The organism is Symplocastrum torsivum (genome assembly GCF_059505465.1).
In genome coordinates this window covers 226,111-241,434 of the sequence record NZ_JCACKQ010000112.1, presented here as the reverse complement: position 1 = coordinate 241,434, position 15,324 = coordinate 226,111, and the positions used below count along the sequence as shown (strand labels likewise).

Sequence of the window (15,324 nt, the reverse complement as noted above, 5' to 3'; positions counted from 1 at the left end):
CTTCTACAACCATGCCTAAATTTACTCGTCGCGAACTAATCAGAGCCGGACTAGCAACTGGAGCTTTACTCACTGCAACTCAGTGTACTCGGCAGCAAACTACTCAACAGTCGAGTGGCGGCCCTACTGTTAATACCAATCAAATTAAAGATGTAACGCTCCGGTTTATTGGTACGGGCGTTTCCCAAATCAACGAGATTGCTCAAAAAGCTCAAGAGGATTTGGGTTTTAAAATTACATCACGGGCTTTGAGTACTGATGAAAATAATCAAATTGCGATTACTCAGCCCAAGTCCTATGACATTTTCGATGGCGAGTATTTCAGCTTGCCGTTAGTGGTTCCTTCGGGTAATTTGCAACCGATTGATGTCAATAAAATCAAACAGTTTGACAAAATAGTTCCCTATTTCACAACAGGTAAGTTTAAAGAAGGAGCGCCTGTCAATACGTCGCAAGGAACAGCTCCTTCTAAAGTCATGTTCTTGAAAGGGCAAGATTCAACAGAATTCTCTCCTACCCCAACTGATTTCGCTACTCTGATTCCCTTCCAGTACAATGCCGATACCCTTGGCTATCGTCCCGATTTAACAGGGAAAAAAATTGAATCTTGGGGAGAGTTATTTGACCCAAAATACAAAGGTAAAACCTCAATTCTTGATATCTCTTCTATCGGTATTATGGATGCCGCTATGGTAGTTGAAGCCCTTGGCTTGATGAAATTTGGCGACAAGGGCAACATGACGAGGGAAGAACTGGACAAAATTACAGCAATTTTAATTGAACAAAAGAAAGCTGGACAATTCCGAGCCTTCTGGAAGGCATTTGATGAATCAGTAAACCTCATGGTGTCTGGTGAAGTCGCGTTGCAATCCATGTGGTCACCTGCCGTTACACAAGTGAAATCTAAGGGAATTAATTGCATTTATGCCCCACTTAAAGAAGGATATAGAGGTTGGGGAGGCGGTATTGGGTTATCGAAGAATCTCTCAGGTATTGCACTAGATGCGGCTTATGAATACCTCAACTGGACTCTGGATGGCTGGTTAGGTGCTTTCCTTGGACGGCAGGGTTATTATAGTGCAGCTCCGGAGACAGCTAAGAAGTTTATGAAGCCGGAAGAATGGGCATTTTGGTATGAGGGTAAAGCGGCTTCTACTGATATGGTTGACCCATTTGGCAAAACGTTGGAGAAGAAAGGCTCAGTGCGTGATGGTGGTTCCTTTGAGGAACGCTTCAGCAAGATTGTCTGCTGGAATTCTGTGATGGATGAGCAGAAGTATCTTGTTCAGAAGTGGAACGAGTTTATTTCTGCTTAGAGATTAGTGAGCATTCCGTGGTAACCCGTCTTTAAACGCTAAGATTCCCGACTTCTTCAAGAAATCGGGAATCTGAATAGCCAATCTTTACGTACGGTTAACTGTAATAAAAATGAAGTTAAAATCCCTACAACAGTATTTATTAATCACTCCACAAGTTTTAGTATTACTATTATTTTTAGTCTTGCCAATTATTACAATTATTGTTATAAGTTTTTGGGACTTCAACGGCTATACAATGACACCAGGGTTTACCTTGGTTAACTACAAAGATATTTTCAGCCCAACTTATTTTGCCACGTATCTAAATAACTTTAAATTTACAGCACTAGTTTGGTTCTTTACTTTAGTGATTGGCTTTCCTGTTGCTTACTTCCTTGCCTTTCATGTTAAGAGTTTGCGCTGGCAAATTATCTTATTCTTAATTTGTACAATTCCCTTTTTGACCTCTAATATTATCCGGATGATTTCTTGGATTCCTTTTTTGGGAAGAGAAGGGATTCTCAATAAAGCTCTCATGTCTTTGAACTTAATTGATGCTCCCCTAGATATCTTCTTATTTTCAAACTTTTCAGTGGTCTTAGCAATGGTACATCTTTATGTACTGTTCATGATTGTGCCAATCTTCAACAGCATGGTACGGATTGAGCCTTCGTTGATTAGTGCAGCACGAGATGCTGGAGCATCTGGATTTCAAGTGTTGAAGGAAGTGATTGTACCTCTGTCTGCTCCGGGGATTGCAATTGGCTCAATTTTTATTGTGACGTTGGTGATGGGAGAGTTCATTACTGTGAGGTTAATGAGTGGTGGACAAACATCTTCGGTTGGATATTTGATGAGTAATCAAATTCGGAGTTTGCAGTATCCTCTAGCGGCTGCTAATGCTGTGATTTTACTAGTTATTACATTGGCAATCGTGGTGGGGATTTTACGAGTTGTTGATATTCGGAAAGAGTTATAAGTAATGCGATCGCAAAAACGTTCCTTGTCTTTTTATCTATTTGCAGCCTTCTTCGGGTTGTTTGTCCTATTTTTGTATGGACCAATGCTTTCCATCTTCATTCTGTCGTTTCAAGGAGAAGATGGCGGATTAACATTTCCAATGAAGGGATTTAGTTTTTACTGGTTCTCTTCGGTATTTCAGACGCAGCGGATTGGAAACTTTACCGAACCCTTTAAGCGATCGCTTTTACTTGGCTTCATTGTAATGTCCTTAACCGTCATCATCAGTGTGATGGCAGGTTTGGCGTTTCGGCGCAAGTTCTTGGGTTCACGAGCACTCTTTTACCTAACAATTTCTAGCCTTATTGTTCCTAGTGTTTTGATTTCCTTTGGAATTTTGGTTATCTTTAGCCAGTTTGAGTTATCAACCCAGTGGTACTCGTCTGTATTGGGGGGTCATTTAACCTGGACAATCCCCTTTGCCTTTTTAATTATGATTGGTATTTTTAACCGTTTCAATCCTTCCTATGAAGAAGCGGCTAGAGATTTAGGGGCTACAGATGTTAAAACCTTTTGGGAAATAGTTTTCCCTTTGATTACTCCTAGTGTTGTAGGAGTAGCACTACTAGGCTTTACACTTTCCTATGATGAATTTACTCGTAGTGCTTTGATTTCTGGAGAGAACAACACCTTACCGCTAGAAATCTATGGCATGACGACCAATGTTACTTCTCCAGCATTGTATGCTTTAGGAACATTAACGACAGTGTTTTCATTTGTTGTGATTGCTGTTGCCGTTGTAGCGATTCAATTCTTCTCCCGTCGTCAACAGGAGTGAAAGAATTGAGGTTAAGCGTTGGGATGGGATTGGGGATCGATGCTTAGGGGAAGTAAAATTAAATAAAAAGGTGCTTAAAATAAAAGCCGAGGGCTGAGAATTATGGAAAGGCGTGAATTTACAGACGCTCTAGCCTGGACTCCTGAAGCAAAAGCTAAGCTAAAAAATATTCCCTATTTTGTTCGTTCTCAAGCACGGCAACGGATTGAGCATTTAGCTCGTGAAGCCGAATTAGATGTGGTGACAGCGGAAATCGTTGAGCAGGCAAGGGCTGAGTTTGGGCAATAAGCGATCGCCCTAATCCTAAGGAATTTCTATGCTGTGAAATCTACACACAGCAAGGAAAACAAAACAAGCTGACGGCTTTCTGCTATGTTCAACTAGCAGACGTAGAGTTGGCTTGTTGACGTGCCACCTCACCCATCACATCTTCTGGAAACTGCAACAACAAACCATACTCAATACCCTCTACCACAGCCTGATAAGATGCCTCAAGGATATTAGTCGAGACACCCACCGTTGTCCAACGTTGATGCCCATTGCTGGATTCAACCAATACACGAGTCTTTGCCAATGTCCCAGCGCCACTATCGAGAATCCGCACTTTATAGTCTGTCAATTGAAATTGTGCAATCTCTGGGTAGAAGTTTTGGAGAGCTTTTCGCAGCGCTGTATCCAGTGCTGAAACCGGGCCATTTCCTTCCGCTGCTTCCAGGATGTCTTCGCCATTCACAGCAACTTTAATTGTTGCAACAGCGTTATTGTATTGAACGTTTGTCCCTCGCAGCATATCGCAATGAACTTGAAAGCCTTTGAGTTCAAATGGTTGCTTCCGATGTCCCAGTGCTTCTCGCATCAGCAAGTCAAAACTAGCTTCCGCTGCCTCAAATTGATACCCTTCACTTTCAAGTCCTTTAAGGCGATCGAGGATTTGGCGACAAGCAGGGTCTTGTTTGTTGAGGTCATGCCCGAAGCTACGGGCTTTTGCTAAAACATTGCTCAACCCAGATTGGTCTGAAATCACAATTCGACGCCGATTTCCAACCTGTTCTGGTTCAATATGTTCGTAAGTGAGAGGGTTGCGTTCAACGGCTGAAACATGAATTCCACCTTTATGAGCAAACGCTGAACGACCCACAAAGGGGGCATGGTCATCCGGGGCAAGGTTAACCACTTCACTAATTAGTCGGCTAGCTTGCGTCAGTCTCCCTAGCTGCTCATCCTCAATACATCTGTAACCTAGCTTTAACTGCAAATTAGGAATCAACGAACAGAGATTCGCATTACCACAGCGTTCACCGTAGCCATTAATTGTCCCCTGCACCATCCGTACCCCTTCCATCACACCAGCAAGGGCATTGGCAACGGCTGTCTCTGAGTCATTGTGGGTGTGGATACCCAGAAGCGGAGAGTTATGAGTCGGCAATTTACTACTAGGGGCTGATAGCTGAGGGCTGATAGCTGAAGGCTGACTTCCTACTCCCGTCTTCTCAACAACATCTCGAACAATTTGACCCACTTCATGAGGCAGAGTCCCGCCGTTGGTGTCGCAAAGGACTAACCATTCTGCACCTGCATCCTTAGCAGTGATGAGAGTCTTGATTGCATAGTCGGGATTGTGTTTATAGCCATCAAACCAGTGTTCTGCATCGTAAATCACCCGCCGACCTTGGCTACGCAGGTACTCAATCGTATCCTGAATCATCGCCAGGTTTTCTTCCAAGCTTGTATTCAGTCCTTCAGTAACTTGCAAATCCCAAGACTTGCCAAAAATCGTCACCCAGCGAGTACCTGCTGCAAGAATAGGTTGCAACATTGGGTCAGCAGCAGCAGTAATATTGGGTCGTCGAGTCGAACAAAAGGCAACCACTTCTGCCTGAGTCAGTGGTTCTTCTTTGAGTTGCCAGAAAAATTGCACATCTTTGGGATTTGCTCCCGGCCATCCCCCTTCAATGAAGGGAATCCCCAACTGATCTAGTTGCTTTGCTATTCGCAACTTGTCTTCTAGTGACAGCGACAATCCTTCACGCTGGGAACCATCCCGGAGCGTTGTGTCGTAAATCCAGAGGGGGTTTGATTCTTGCAAGGTCATGGGCAGGGAAGAAGAATGGAGTTCGGCACCCGTCATAGTGGCTTTCGTGGACTATTCAAAGAAGTCGGCTTTCTTGTTCACAGTTTGTAAAGAAATGTAAACTGTAAAATGAAAGCAAAAAACGAATGGAGAGATTAGTGAATGCCTAAAGTAACAGCTCAAGGGAAGACATTTGAATGTGATTCAGGCAGTAATCTCCGTAAAGTTCTATTAGAGCATGGCATTGAGCTTTATAACGGCAATGCCAAAATCATTAACTGTATGGGTATCGGTACCTGTGGCACTTGTGCCGTTCAGGTAGAAGGGGAAGTTTCAGAACCCAATTGGAAGGATAAGGCAAGGCGTTAGCCGCAAGGCGGCGCGCTAGCGCCTCGCTTCCTCCCCATTCTCCCACAGCCAATCGTCGCTTAGCCTGTCAGACGCAGGTTCTTGGCGATATCAAGGTGACGAAATTTGAAGGGTTCTGGGGGCAAGGTACAGAAAGTGTATGGACACCAAAAAGCTAATTTCCCTTACTCATAAAAAGCTCCAGAGACAATAAAGAAAAGAGTTTTAAGCTGTGTCACCAAATCTTCAAATTCCATCAGAGTTAAAGCAACCTAACTTATCAATTTTTCGTATTTCTCCTCTAATTCGTCTCACGTTAATGGCGCTTTATCTGGCGCTGACGATTCCTTTACCCTTTCTCTCGCAAGTATCAGCTTCGCCTGTATCACCCGTCATACTATGGACAGGAATTGGATTGGGAGCAACAGCGCTTTTTGGTGCGTTGAGTGAACGGGTGATTGTGGATGAGGAAAAAATTCAAGTCGCTTATCCCCGCTGGGTTCCCCGTTTCTTTCGCAAAGGTTGGTCGCTAGCTTGGGCGGAGGTGAAAGATTTGAAAATGCGAACGACGGGTCAAGGGGGAATGGTTTACTACTTTATCAGCCAGTCCTCAGAAAAAGCATACTTGCTGCCGATGCGTGTGGTGGGATTTGCGCGGCTAGTCAAGCTGGTGGAAGTGCATACTGGGATTGATACAACAGATGTTCGTCCTTTGGCACAGCCTTGGATGTATCTCATTCTGTTGGGATTTACACTGTTGCTGTTTCTCGTAGATGGATGGACGATTTGGACAGCTCTAACTCAGGGTTTGCTGACGTAAAAACGGTAAACTCCTTGCAATTGCAGCTAAAGCAAGTGAGCCTTGTGACCTCACTGGGAGGCAAGATTACAGGCTCACCTATATTAACGGATATTTCGTTTGAGGTTTTAGGAGGCGATCGCATTTGTCTAATCGGACCCTCTGGCGCTGGCAAAACCTCACTATTGCGGCTATTAAATCGGCTGAGTGAACCGACGAGTGGAGCAATTTATCTAGAAAATCAGGACATCAAGAAAATTCCTGTCATCCAGCTACGGCGGCAGGTTATGTTAGTGCCTCAAGAACCAAAGCTCTTAGGGATGACGGTTAAAGAGGCACTAGCTTACCCTTTAGTGTTGCAGCAGTTACCCAAACAGGAGATTTCGCTGCGCTTAGAGGCTTGTCGGGAACAGGCGCACATCCCCGCCGATTGGCTAGAGCGAACCGAGTTACAACTTTCTGTAGGACAACGACAACTAGTTGCGATCGCACGGGCTTTAATTACTCAACCCAAAATTTTACTACTCGATGAGCCAACATCTGCTCTGGATGCTGGCATCGCCTCTCATGTTCTGGCTGTGTTAACTGACTTAACGCTTCAGGGCAAGATGACAATTTTGATGATCAATCATCAGCTAGATATGGCTCAGCTATTTTGTACACGGGTATTGTATTTGCAGGAAGGTCAGCTACTTCAGGATGCTCCAGTTACCCAGATAGATTGGAAGCAGTTGCGAGAAACCCTAGTTCAAGCTGAGGCTAGAGCGTCTCAAGAGTGGATTTGAGGATTTGGTTGTTAGTTGTTAGTTGAGCTTCCACTTACAACAACTACCTTCCTGCAAAAGATTACCAGTTCCTTATTAAGCTACGGCACATCTAATTGGCATTCAGGTAGTCGTCAAGAGCCTAACCATAAACGGATTTTCCCTTTTTGACTTTTGACTTTTGACTTTTGAGTTTTGACTTGCCTAACGCCACTCATCCCAGTTTTCATTGAAAATTGAGGTGTCTGGAAAAGCTGTGGGATTGCCTGTCTTTTCCAAGCGTTGCCGCAGAACTCGCAGTTGGGGTTCTTGTTGCGGAAGTTGATCAGTTAGCTGGTAAGGTGCTACGCCTGTCTCCAAAGCAAATGCTGCCGTAGTACCAGCCGCTGCGCCTGATGACCACTCAAAGGAATGTACGCGATAGGCGGCGGCGGCGATGTGACTTGTGGCGATACTCTTTCCAGCGACTAACATATTGTCGATTTTTTGGGGAATCATCGCTCTGAGGGGAATTTGGAACGGATAGGCTTGTCCTGCGCCCTGTCGCTCTCCCTCGCGCTCTGTATTATTAGGAGCTTCAGGTGGAGTTTGGGTCATGCAGGGGTGAAAGTCGATCGCATAATGCCCAATCCCTACAGAATCAGGATAAATCGAGGAGCGAGTACGCCTCATCACCTCGTCAGGTTGCTTCTGTCCGCCAATAATCGAGAGGGCTTCGCGTCCAGCTAAGGCTGTCCGTAAGTTGCGATACATTTCAGGGGAGAGCGTCTGACGGTAATAATCTTCCTTATAGTCACGCCGAGAGATGTCGATTTCCCAAACTGTAAAGCCTTCAGGATAACCATAGGTGGGGCGTCCAATAATCCGCCGTCCTTCTCGCATATAAGGATACTTAGACAACCCATGGACTGTTCCCATTGGAGAATCTAACCCAGATAGGTAGCGGTTGTTGGGCTGTGGTTTTTTCACACCATCACCCAACTGGGAATCAGTCGTTCCGGCGACAAGCCAGTGAAAATAGCCTTGAGAGATTTCTTCACCTTTGCGTAGACTGTCTGCGCGTAAGCCACCCATCCAGCCACCAGAGGACAGTTGACCTGTGGCTTGTAACTGTTCGCGAGTAAAAACTAAGTTATCCTCAGCATTGCCGGGGCGATAATCATTACCCCAAGTCCAGTTTTGCATCGAGATGTCTCTCGGTGTTGGAGCGGTGAAATTCACACCACCAAATTTTGTTTGTTCACCCTCTTCAGGACTCCAAATACGTCGATAGGTGAATACCAACCCAAAGTCAGCTAGTCTCTGTAGTTCATAGCTGTAGTAGGGTTCATATTGAGGATAAAACGAAGGCATTCTATGGGTTTGGGCTTCCTCGGTGGCTTCCATTGCAAAGGTGTAGGTAAAGCCTTGCGTGCAATAGGCATCATTTGTGGCACTGGAGGAAGACGGTTCCAAGTGAGAACGAGGGTCGATACCAAGACGGTAAGGAACGTCAGCTAGAGCAATCATTTCACCCGTTTCGGTTGCATCAACAACGTACCAGTTCGGGGCATTTCCTTGCTGTTGCTGTTGCCTTTGGGGAACGAAGCGAACAATGCTCTTCTCAAAGCGGGATGAGTTTTCGTAACGATACCAATCTTCAATCGTTTGAGAGAGGGGTTCTGTGTTGAGAGGAGGCGCACCCGCAGCAGGTTTATGCTGAATTGCAATTGCGCCTTCGATTAAATTTCCGGTTGAGCCGATATCTACTTCCTTGACTACAGTTGAGGGGAACCACTTGAGTTGTCCTTTCCCTCGCTTGGCTGCATCCTGCAAGGTATCAAACAATAGGTTGTGAGCATCACGAGGGAGAAAGCAGGATTCACTCACCCAGCAATCTCCAGGGTTGAGTTCGCCGTATTTGCGATTAATGCGTTCTCGCAATTCTAGGTAGCCACGGGAGTAAAATAAACGCGATCGCTGAGTTGGTCGTTCATCGAGTGCGGAGGTTCCCTGAGATGAGATTTGTCCACCTACCCAGTCAGTAATTTCAGTTAGGCAAACCGTTCGTCCTGCTAGCAAGCCTTCGTAGGCAGTAGCCGCACCTGCTAGTCCGCCGCCAACTACCAAAATTTCACAGGTTTCTTGTTTGTCTGGGTTTCTCGGTGGCGCAGCTAAAGCAACTGGAGCAAGGGATGTCAGAGTAACTAAGCTTAGAGTTAAGTGTCGGAGCGATCGCTTCATAAGTTGAGAATAGACAGTCGTATCTTTTGCTACGTTAAGCAAGAGTCTTGACGCTGCCATCCCCCAAGAAGTTCATTCTAGTGTAGAAAATTGAGGACTGGCGTATAAAGCTACTCTTGACAATATTGGGTTTCTTTGATCATCCCTTTCCTAGCGACTGATGTAGCCCACTTATCGCCAACCTTAAGAGCAGCTAGCCCTTCCCTTTCCCCTAACTTGGAGCAGACTGTAACCAAACATACCTAAAGGATGAGGTAGTCAATGCAGGAATGGAGGCACATGGAAGGAAGCTTTGGTAATTTTCTTTAAAAAACTCAACGATGATTAGAAAGGTAACAGTAACTACCGCCCTCATGGCAGCTGGACTATTCTCTGCATTGGGATACTCGGCTGTTGCTCAGACAACCCGACCTGCGCCCTTGCAAAACCAATCTATGCCTGCACAGACTCAATCCGGGCAGCAGCAAAGGAACCAGCTCAGTGCCCTAGACCAGCAGTTTGTAATCGATGCAGCTCATGGTGGAATGGCAGAAGTTCAACTTGGGCAACTTGCCTTGGAGCGGTCAAGGAACCCTGAAGTGAAGCAGTTCGCACGGCAGATGATTCAGGAGCATACAAGAGCGAACGAGCGACTGATGCGGTTAGCGACTCAAAAAGGAATTACTCCTCCGACCACTCCAGGTCCGAAATATGAAGCAGCTATGAGTCGCTTGATGCAGCTATCTGGAGAAGCTTTTGATCAAGCTTACATGAATGAAGCAGGTGTCAACGCTCACATGGAAAGTGCGGCTGTATACCAGCGTCAAGCCGGACTTGGGCAAGACCCAGACCTAAAAGCTTTTGCTGCCACGATATTGCCAAGAGTGCAAGGGCATTTAGAAATGGCTAGCGAAATGACAGGTTACCGTTTTGCACAGCAGAACAATTCTAGACCTGGTATGTCTATGCCTTAGTAGGCTATGGCTATAGACACAATTTAGGAATTGCTATGAAGCGATCGCATCCACTAAGTTAATTGGAGGGTGCGATCGCTTTTCTTTAAGTCTGAGTGATACAAAGGCTATTAATAACGACATAATTGCGCTTGTCGTTGTTCATGAATTTCAGAAAGCCGTGCGATCGCGTCTTCCGTATATCTTTTTGCTTCCTGCTGAATCGCTAACCAAACCACAGCAAGTGCTTTCAAATCCCGGCAAGAACGAATTAAGGTTGAGCAAGCAGCTACCCACTGCTCTAACTTTCGGTAGCTGATGAAGTAGCCGCCTAAGCCTTCAATATTCACCCAAAGTACATGCGCCCACTTTTCCCAGCGCCAAATCCGGTTCAGGTTAATTTTGAGATACTTGGCAAGTTGCCTTTGGGTGATGACGAAAGTTGCAGGGTTGATGCGGCAACGCAAAGTTTTCATGGCTGTTCTGTTCTACATTCATTGCAGTCTGGTTCATCGGGTGTTGGGTCAAAAACAATTGCAAAAGGAGCGTTTGGCACTAGCTGTCGAAGAATTTTCAGATGAGATTCAGCGTCATTCCGGCGACGAAACCGAGCGACAATCCGCCGTTGTAAATTTGGAAGAGGGCGAATAATGCACCACGGAGACAGCCGATTTTTGTAAGTCACGATACACTCCTCTGTAATCTGGTTAATGGACATGAAAAAGCGATCGCCTAGCCAGCCATACACGCTCTAGGCAATTGTTCGTTTTGTTCTGGCAAAAGCTAACTAAGGCAGCTAACTAGCCATACGCTAGTAATTTGGTCTGCCTACCTGTTGTTACCCTTAAAAACCCTATTTAAAACCGATTAATTTCAGTGTTTTTTATAATATGGCAAGACCAAAGAAAGGTCAACCACAGGAGACAGACTCTCCATTTAAAAAACTGCGTCTAGAGGCTGGACTCACTCAAGATGACTTGGTAAGGCTCATGGGTGTAACCTCCTCAACCATTCGTCGTTGGGAAAAGGGAGAAGCAGAACCGACGATGACGGTTTACCAGATGAAGGCTTTCTGCAAAGCGGTTAACAAGACGCTCGACGAACTGCCTGACTCGTTATTGCCGCAATCTGAGGAGGATGAGGCGAAGTAAGATAGGTGTGTCTAGCCACTCAGTTGCATAGCTCATGGTTAATACAGGAACTCAACTCACACTAGAAGAATTTCTGGCACTTCCAGAAGGAGATGTAAACTATGAGTTTGTTGATGGTCAGGCAGTCCCCAAAGTGTCTCCAAAATATTTCCATTCGACCTTACAGCTAGCTTTTTTGCTCCTCATACGTGCATGGTGTAAGGGAAAAGGTAGAGTTGTTCCAGAGTGGGCAATTCTCTTAAAGCGTCAAGGGAAAGATTGGGCACCCGTACCTGATTTGACATACATCTCCTATGAACGTCTACCCAAAAGCTGGAAGCAAAATGAAGCCTGTCCTGCCCTCCCAGAACTGGTAATAGAGATTATCTCTCCAGACCAGACCATGAAAGAATTTGAAGATAAGGCTAACGACTATTTTGCTGCTGGTGTATCAAGAGTTTGGGTTGTAGACCCTGAAGCCATCAGTATCAAGGTCTTTTTTCCAGATGTAGTGAATCAAGTTTATACAGACAATATGCCTATTGTAGATACGCTACTTCCTGGATTGGAACTAACAACAAGGCAGGTTTTTGAAGAGGCAGAATTGCTTTGACTAAAGATATACTTAGAAGCTATTACTATTAATTTGTAAACTTAGGGGCACGAGAAATGAATAACGTTGTACCTTTTCAAACAGTACTTGAATACGTTGAGGCTCTTTCAACTGAAGAGCAAGACTTGCTACTAGAACTGATTTATAAAAGACGGGTTGAACAACGCCGTCGGGAAATCGCTAGAAATGCAGCACCAACACTGGAAGCGCTCAAAACAGGTAAAGCTAAGTGTGGTACACTTGCTGACCTGCGGGCTGATTTACTAAGTCAAGAATGAGTGATGTAGAGAAATACATTCTTCTATGAAATTAACATTCTTACTACCTTTACCTATCATACACTTCTCTTCGATGACGAACTTTACTGATGTCGATAGTGCGAGTATTATCATCAACGCTATAGATTACTCGGTAGTCGCCAACTCGAATTCGCCAACTGTTTTGTTCTCCCTTTAGCTTACTGCAACCATCTGGACGCGGGACACTTGCTAACGCTTCAATCTTAGAAGAAATGCGACTGCTAACTTCAGATGGTAGAGAATCCAGGTCTTTTTGGGCTGAGCGTGCGACAACGATTAGATAATCAGACACTCAACTTACCCTTCTCTATCAGCCCATGTTTAACTTCTTCCCAAGGGACTCTTTGTTCATCCTTTCTTGATTCAATAATCAGGCTATCGTAGATATCTTCCCAAAGTTCGCTGTGTTTCTCAAAGTCAAGGAATACCGCGATTTTTTCTCCTTGGTCATCAATTAGGAACTGGAAGTCTATTGGCTCACCACATTCCTCTACTACATCTGCCCAAAATTCGCTGTGCTCTTTCAAATCAACAAGTACACCTGTTTTCCTGCCTTGATAATCAGTTAAAAATTGAATGCCACGCATGGTTTGTCATCCCCAAATTAGCTAGGTATAAATTCTTAAGAAGTTAATAAGTGTATGGGCGATCGTCCATCTTATTGCTGGTTTATAGTTTAAACTTTTCTTGCGAACTTAAGATTCGCAATAGAACTTCTCTCGATAGCCAATCTTTACAAAAGCCGAAAACATTCAGATGGTACACTTCACAAGTCTCTACGTGAGAGAAGAGACCAATAAACCACGTTGTCACCCAAAAAAGGTCGCACCCGCCATAGTCCATAGACGATGTCTCCGGAGGGGAGATGCCCGTTGGGAGCATCTAGGCTGAAGATAAGGTCATCGTAATCATAGAATGTCCAAGAGCCAAATGCGGTAGGAGAGCATTTCACACACCATCCGACATACTCACCAAAGCGACACCCAGTTTCATAGTCAGCATCAGGTGTTCCCCCAACACTTTCCCAAATGCGCTTCTGTACACTAAACCCGAAGCGCCCATCGCTGTATTTTACCCAAAGACTGTCAATCGTGCAGAGGTCTATACAAGGAAAGCTTTCAATAGACTCAATATTCAGCCAAACCTCTGTTTCGCGTCCTGCTGCCTTAAGCATTACAGCGAAAGTTTCTTCATCCGCTTCTTTCCACTTCCCTGCTGCTAGCAAGTCGCGCAGCCGAGTGTAATCTACTCCTCGCTCAGAACTGAGGTCATCAGTCAAACTTCCTGACCTGACATTAAACGGATGACAAGTAGGCTCAATTGAAGTTGGAAGCTCAACACGAATAGGCGATATTCGAGGAATGTGTTGATCAAAAGAGGGTAGGTAATAGGGTACTCTCTTATGGAAATTCGGCTCAGTCAGACTAGAGGGTGGAGAGGGAGGCTCTGAACGTTTTAATCGCAACCGTTCAATTCTCTGTAATGCCCTCACCGCTTGTAGATCGTTGCCAGAAGCCGCAGCCAGTACCCGAATCCATAACTGCTCTGCCAGTTCCAAATCCTCTTCAACTTCAGCTTGATAAGCATCATTTTTCAAGGAAGCAATATCGGCTAGTGTTGCGTATCGCGGGACAAGAATTAGGTGCGACTTAGTGACAGGCTCAGCAATAGTGTATGGTGTTTGCCGAGCCTTCTTATGTTGTCGAACGAGTTCAGGTACTCGAAAGGCTAGGTACTGGTTTAACCGCTCAACCGTAGCGTATTGACCCCGAATGCCTAACCCTTCCAAGAGCGCATGGGTAAAGGCACCTTGTTGTAATGCCTCGATTTCATAAGAATATTCCTGAGGACTACAGGAAAAGATGCTGATAACTCCAGTAGTTCGTGCTTCTTCAGCCGTTTGCCGTCCAATTCCTTCACCAGCACGAGTACCAAGACTGCGACAAGCATCCAAAATTAAGACAACGTTATCAGCGCCACAGCGACGTAGACGTTCAGTAACTTGATTAATTGAAATTGCAGTATTTTCGATGTCTCCTGGATCGCCATCAGAAGGCATAAGATAATCTCGGTTAGCATGGCGCATCCCGTGACCACTGAAGAAAAACCAAAAGTTATCTCCTGCCTCCATGAAGGGGTTTTTAAATAACTCCCGCAACACTCGCAGCAAATTAGCGCGGTAAGGGCGAGTTGATTTACAACCAACATCAGGTGAGTCATCCGAGAAGAAGAAAATCTTCTCAAATCCTGCGTCCGTGCGAAGAAACTCCTGCATCAATTGAGCATCCCGCTTGGCATACTTCAGGGGTTGCAGAAATTCGTATTGATTAATGCCGATCGCGATCGCCCAATTCTTCGCCATCTCACACTTGTTCTGCTCGTTTGAACTTGAGCTTAATTGCTCCTTTGCCTCCCGCTTTTCCTCCGGTTCCGAGAATGCTCACTTCTCCCTCACCATTAATTTCTACCGATAGCTCAATTTCATCCAACTGCATCTTCGGTTTTCTATTAGCCTGCTGCTCAGTCCGGTCAAACAACCGCTCAACTACTTGCAGCAAGTGAGCCATTTCTTCCTCTAGTTTTTTAACTCTAACTTCATGAACAGCAAGTCCACCATCCTCCTTCACAACAACCTTCCTATTGGAAGCGTCCCGTTGCACTTCCTCACCCCAAGAGTGAACTCCTATATCCATCCCAACTTTTGAGCCGTCAGGAGCAACAATTTGAGGAGTATCATCAGTCACAATCCGGATAGTTTCTTCGTCCAGCATAAAGACTCAAAAATCTAAAGGCTTTACCACATGATTACAGATGTCAGCAGTGGATTAGGGTTAGAGAGCAATAAGCGAGTTGCAGAATTTACGGTAAAAGAGCGATCGCACCCCTTTTGCTTGGAACATCGCATGATAGAAGTAGATACTGCCTTGGGGAACAGTGGATGAGCAACAGCTTTGTAAATAAGCTACCCAAAGATGAAATTGCTGCGTTCTGCGATCGCTGGAAGATAACTGAAATTGCCTTATTTGGCTGAATTTTGCGGGATGACTTT

At 45.1% G+C, this 15,324-nt stretch carries 20 protein-coding genes; 12 read left to right on the top strand and 8 right to left on the bottom strand.

Going from position 1 to position 15,324, the window contains the following annotated elements:
- Positions 1–11: 11 nt before the first annotated feature.
- From AC5JL3_RS26300 to AC5JL3_RS26285, 4 genes are all read left to right on the top strand, one after another.
- Positions 12–1,316 carry an ABC transporter substrate-binding protein gene (locus AC5JL3_RS26300; protein WP_496077279.1) on the top strand — a complete coding sequence of 435 codons (1,305 nt, stop codon included), beginning with the start codon at positions 12–14 and terminating at the stop codon, positions 1,314–1,316.
- Between the two features lie 112 nt (positions 1,317–1,428).
- The gene (locus AC5JL3_RS26295; protein ID WP_496077278.1) at positions 1,429–2,277 is read left to right on the top strand and encodes an ABC transporter permease; all 849 of its coding nucleotides are present in this window, start codon (positions 1,429–1,431) and stop codon (positions 2,275–2,277) included.
- 3 nt (positions 2,278–2,280) lie between these two features.
- Positions 2,281–3,096, top strand: coding sequence for an ABC transporter permease (locus AC5JL3_RS26290; protein WP_496077277.1), 816 nt, complete (start codon positions 2,281–2,283; stop codon positions 3,094–3,096).
- Between the two features lie 102 nt (positions 3,097–3,198).
- Complete coding sequence (locus AC5JL3_RS26285; protein WP_496077276.1) at positions 3,199–3,384, top strand: PCP reductase family protein; 186 nt, start codon at positions 3,199–3,201, stop codon at positions 3,382–3,384.
- A gap of 88 nt (positions 3,385–3,472) precedes the next feature.
- On the opposite strand, the gene cimA is transcribed toward AC5JL3_RS26285, so the two are convergent.
- Positions 3,473–5,188, bottom strand: coding sequence for a citramalate synthase (cimA, locus tag AC5JL3_RS26280; RefSeq protein WP_496077303.1), 1,716 nt, complete (start codon positions 5,186–5,188; stop codon positions 3,473–3,475).
- Between the two features lie 141 nt (positions 5,189–5,329).
- Between cimA and AC5JL3_RS26275 the strand changes: the two genes are divergently transcribed.
- From AC5JL3_RS26275 to AC5JL3_RS26265, 3 genes are all read left to right on the top strand, one after another.
- Positions 5,330–5,536 (top strand): 2Fe-2S iron-sulfur cluster-binding protein, encoded by a 207-nt coding sequence (locus tag AC5JL3_RS26275; protein ID WP_496077275.1) that lies wholly within the window; start codon positions 5,330–5,332, stop codon positions 5,534–5,536.
- A 298-nt stretch (positions 5,537–5,834) separates the two neighbouring features.
- Positions 5,835–6,335, top strand: a complete 501-nt coding sequence (locus tag AC5JL3_RS26270) for a hypothetical protein (protein WP_496077302.1) — start codon at positions 5,835–5,837, stop codon at positions 6,333–6,335.
- Positions 6,336–6,370: 35 nt separating this feature from the next.
- The gene (locus AC5JL3_RS26265) at positions 6,371–7,099 is read left to right on the top strand and encodes an ABC transporter ATP-binding protein (RefSeq protein ID WP_496077274.1); all 729 of its coding nucleotides are present in this window, start codon (positions 6,371–6,373) and stop codon (positions 7,097–7,099) included.
- A gap of 183 nt (positions 7,100–7,282) precedes the next feature.
- Here the strand turns inward: AC5JL3_RS26265 and AC5JL3_RS26260 are convergent, their stop codons facing one another.
- Positions 7,283–9,361 (bottom strand): FAD-dependent oxidoreductase, encoded by a 2,079-nt coding sequence (locus tag AC5JL3_RS26260; RefSeq protein WP_496077273.1) that lies wholly within the window; start codon positions 9,359–9,361, stop codon positions 7,283–7,285.
- Positions 9,362–9,621: 260 nt separating this feature from the next.
- Here AC5JL3_RS26260 and AC5JL3_RS26255 point away from each other — a divergent pair, with 260 nt between their 5' ends.
- A complete protein-coding gene (locus AC5JL3_RS26255) occupies positions 9,622–10,254 on the top strand; it encodes a DUF4142 domain-containing protein (protein WP_496077272.1) in 633 nt (210 codons plus the stop codon).
- Positions 10,255–10,364: 110 nt separating this feature from the next.
- Here the strand turns inward: AC5JL3_RS26255 and AC5JL3_RS26250 are convergent, their stop codons facing one another.
- Together AC5JL3_RS26250 and AC5JL3_RS26245 are read right to left on the bottom strand one after the other, a co-directional pair.
- Positions 10,365–10,709 (bottom strand): hypothetical protein, encoded by a 345-nt coding sequence (locus AC5JL3_RS26250; protein ID WP_496077271.1) that lies wholly within the window; start codon positions 10,707–10,709, stop codon positions 10,365–10,367.
- Entirely contained in the window at positions 10,706–10,951 is a 246-nt protein-coding gene (locus AC5JL3_RS26245) for a hypothetical protein (protein ID WP_496077270.1), read from the bottom strand. The genes AC5JL3_RS26250 and AC5JL3_RS26245 overlap by 4 nt, the downstream gene beginning before the upstream one ends.
- Before the next feature lie 172 nt (positions 10,952–11,123).
- Between AC5JL3_RS26245 and AC5JL3_RS26240 the strand changes: the two genes are divergently transcribed.
- Genes AC5JL3_RS26240 through AC5JL3_RS26230 form a run of 3 tightly spaced genes read left to right on the top strand, consistent with a single transcriptional unit; the run spans position 11,124 to position 12,254 of the window.
- Positions 11,124–11,384, top strand: a complete 261-nt coding sequence (locus AC5JL3_RS26240) for a helix-turn-helix transcriptional regulator (RefSeq protein WP_496077269.1) — start codon at positions 11,124–11,126, stop codon at positions 11,382–11,384.
- 34 nt (positions 11,385–11,418) lie between these two features.
- On the top strand, positions 11,419–11,976 hold the full coding sequence (locus tag AC5JL3_RS26235; protein WP_496077268.1) for a Uma2 family endonuclease: 558 nt from the start codon (positions 11,419–11,421) through the stop codon (positions 11,974–11,976).
- Positions 11,977–12,032: 56 nt separating this feature from the next.
- On the top strand, positions 12,033–12,254 hold the full coding sequence (locus tag AC5JL3_RS26230; RefSeq protein WP_496077267.1) for a hypothetical protein: 222 nt from the start codon (positions 12,033–12,035) through the stop codon (positions 12,252–12,254).
- Positions 12,255–12,303: 49 nt separating this feature from the next.
- Here the strand turns inward: AC5JL3_RS26230 and AC5JL3_RS26225 are convergent, their stop codons facing one another.
- From AC5JL3_RS26225 to AC5JL3_RS26210, 4 genes are all read right to left on the bottom strand, one after another.
- Positions 12,304–12,567 carry a type II toxin-antitoxin system RelE family toxin gene (locus AC5JL3_RS26225; RefSeq protein WP_496077266.1) on the bottom strand — a complete coding sequence of 88 codons (264 nt, stop codon included), beginning with the start codon at positions 12,565–12,567 and terminating at the stop codon, positions 12,304–12,306.
- On the bottom strand, positions 12,560–12,862 hold the full coding sequence (locus tag AC5JL3_RS26220) for a hypothetical protein (RefSeq protein WP_496077265.1): 303 nt from the start codon (positions 12,860–12,862) through the stop codon (positions 12,560–12,562). The genes AC5JL3_RS26225 and AC5JL3_RS26220 overlap by 8 nt, the downstream gene beginning before the upstream one ends.
- A 179-nt stretch (positions 12,863–13,041) precedes the next feature.
- Entirely contained in the window at positions 13,042–14,637 is a 1,596-nt protein-coding gene (locus tag AC5JL3_RS26215; protein ID WP_496077264.1) for a GUN4 domain-containing protein, read from the bottom strand.
- A 1-nt stretch (position 14,638) separates the two neighbouring features.
- Complete coding sequence (locus AC5JL3_RS26210; RefSeq protein ID WP_496077263.1) at positions 14,639–15,046, bottom strand: Pepco domain-containing protein; 408 nt, start codon at positions 15,044–15,046, stop codon at positions 14,639–14,641.
- A gap of 30 nt (positions 15,047–15,076) precedes the next feature.
- Here AC5JL3_RS26210 and AC5JL3_RS26205 point away from each other — a divergent pair, with 30 nt between their 5' ends.
- Positions 15,077–15,217 (top strand): hypothetical protein, encoded by a 141-nt coding sequence (locus AC5JL3_RS26205; RefSeq protein WP_496077262.1) that lies wholly within the window; start codon positions 15,077–15,079, stop codon positions 15,215–15,217.
- Positions 15,218–15,324 lie beyond the last annotated feature (107 nt).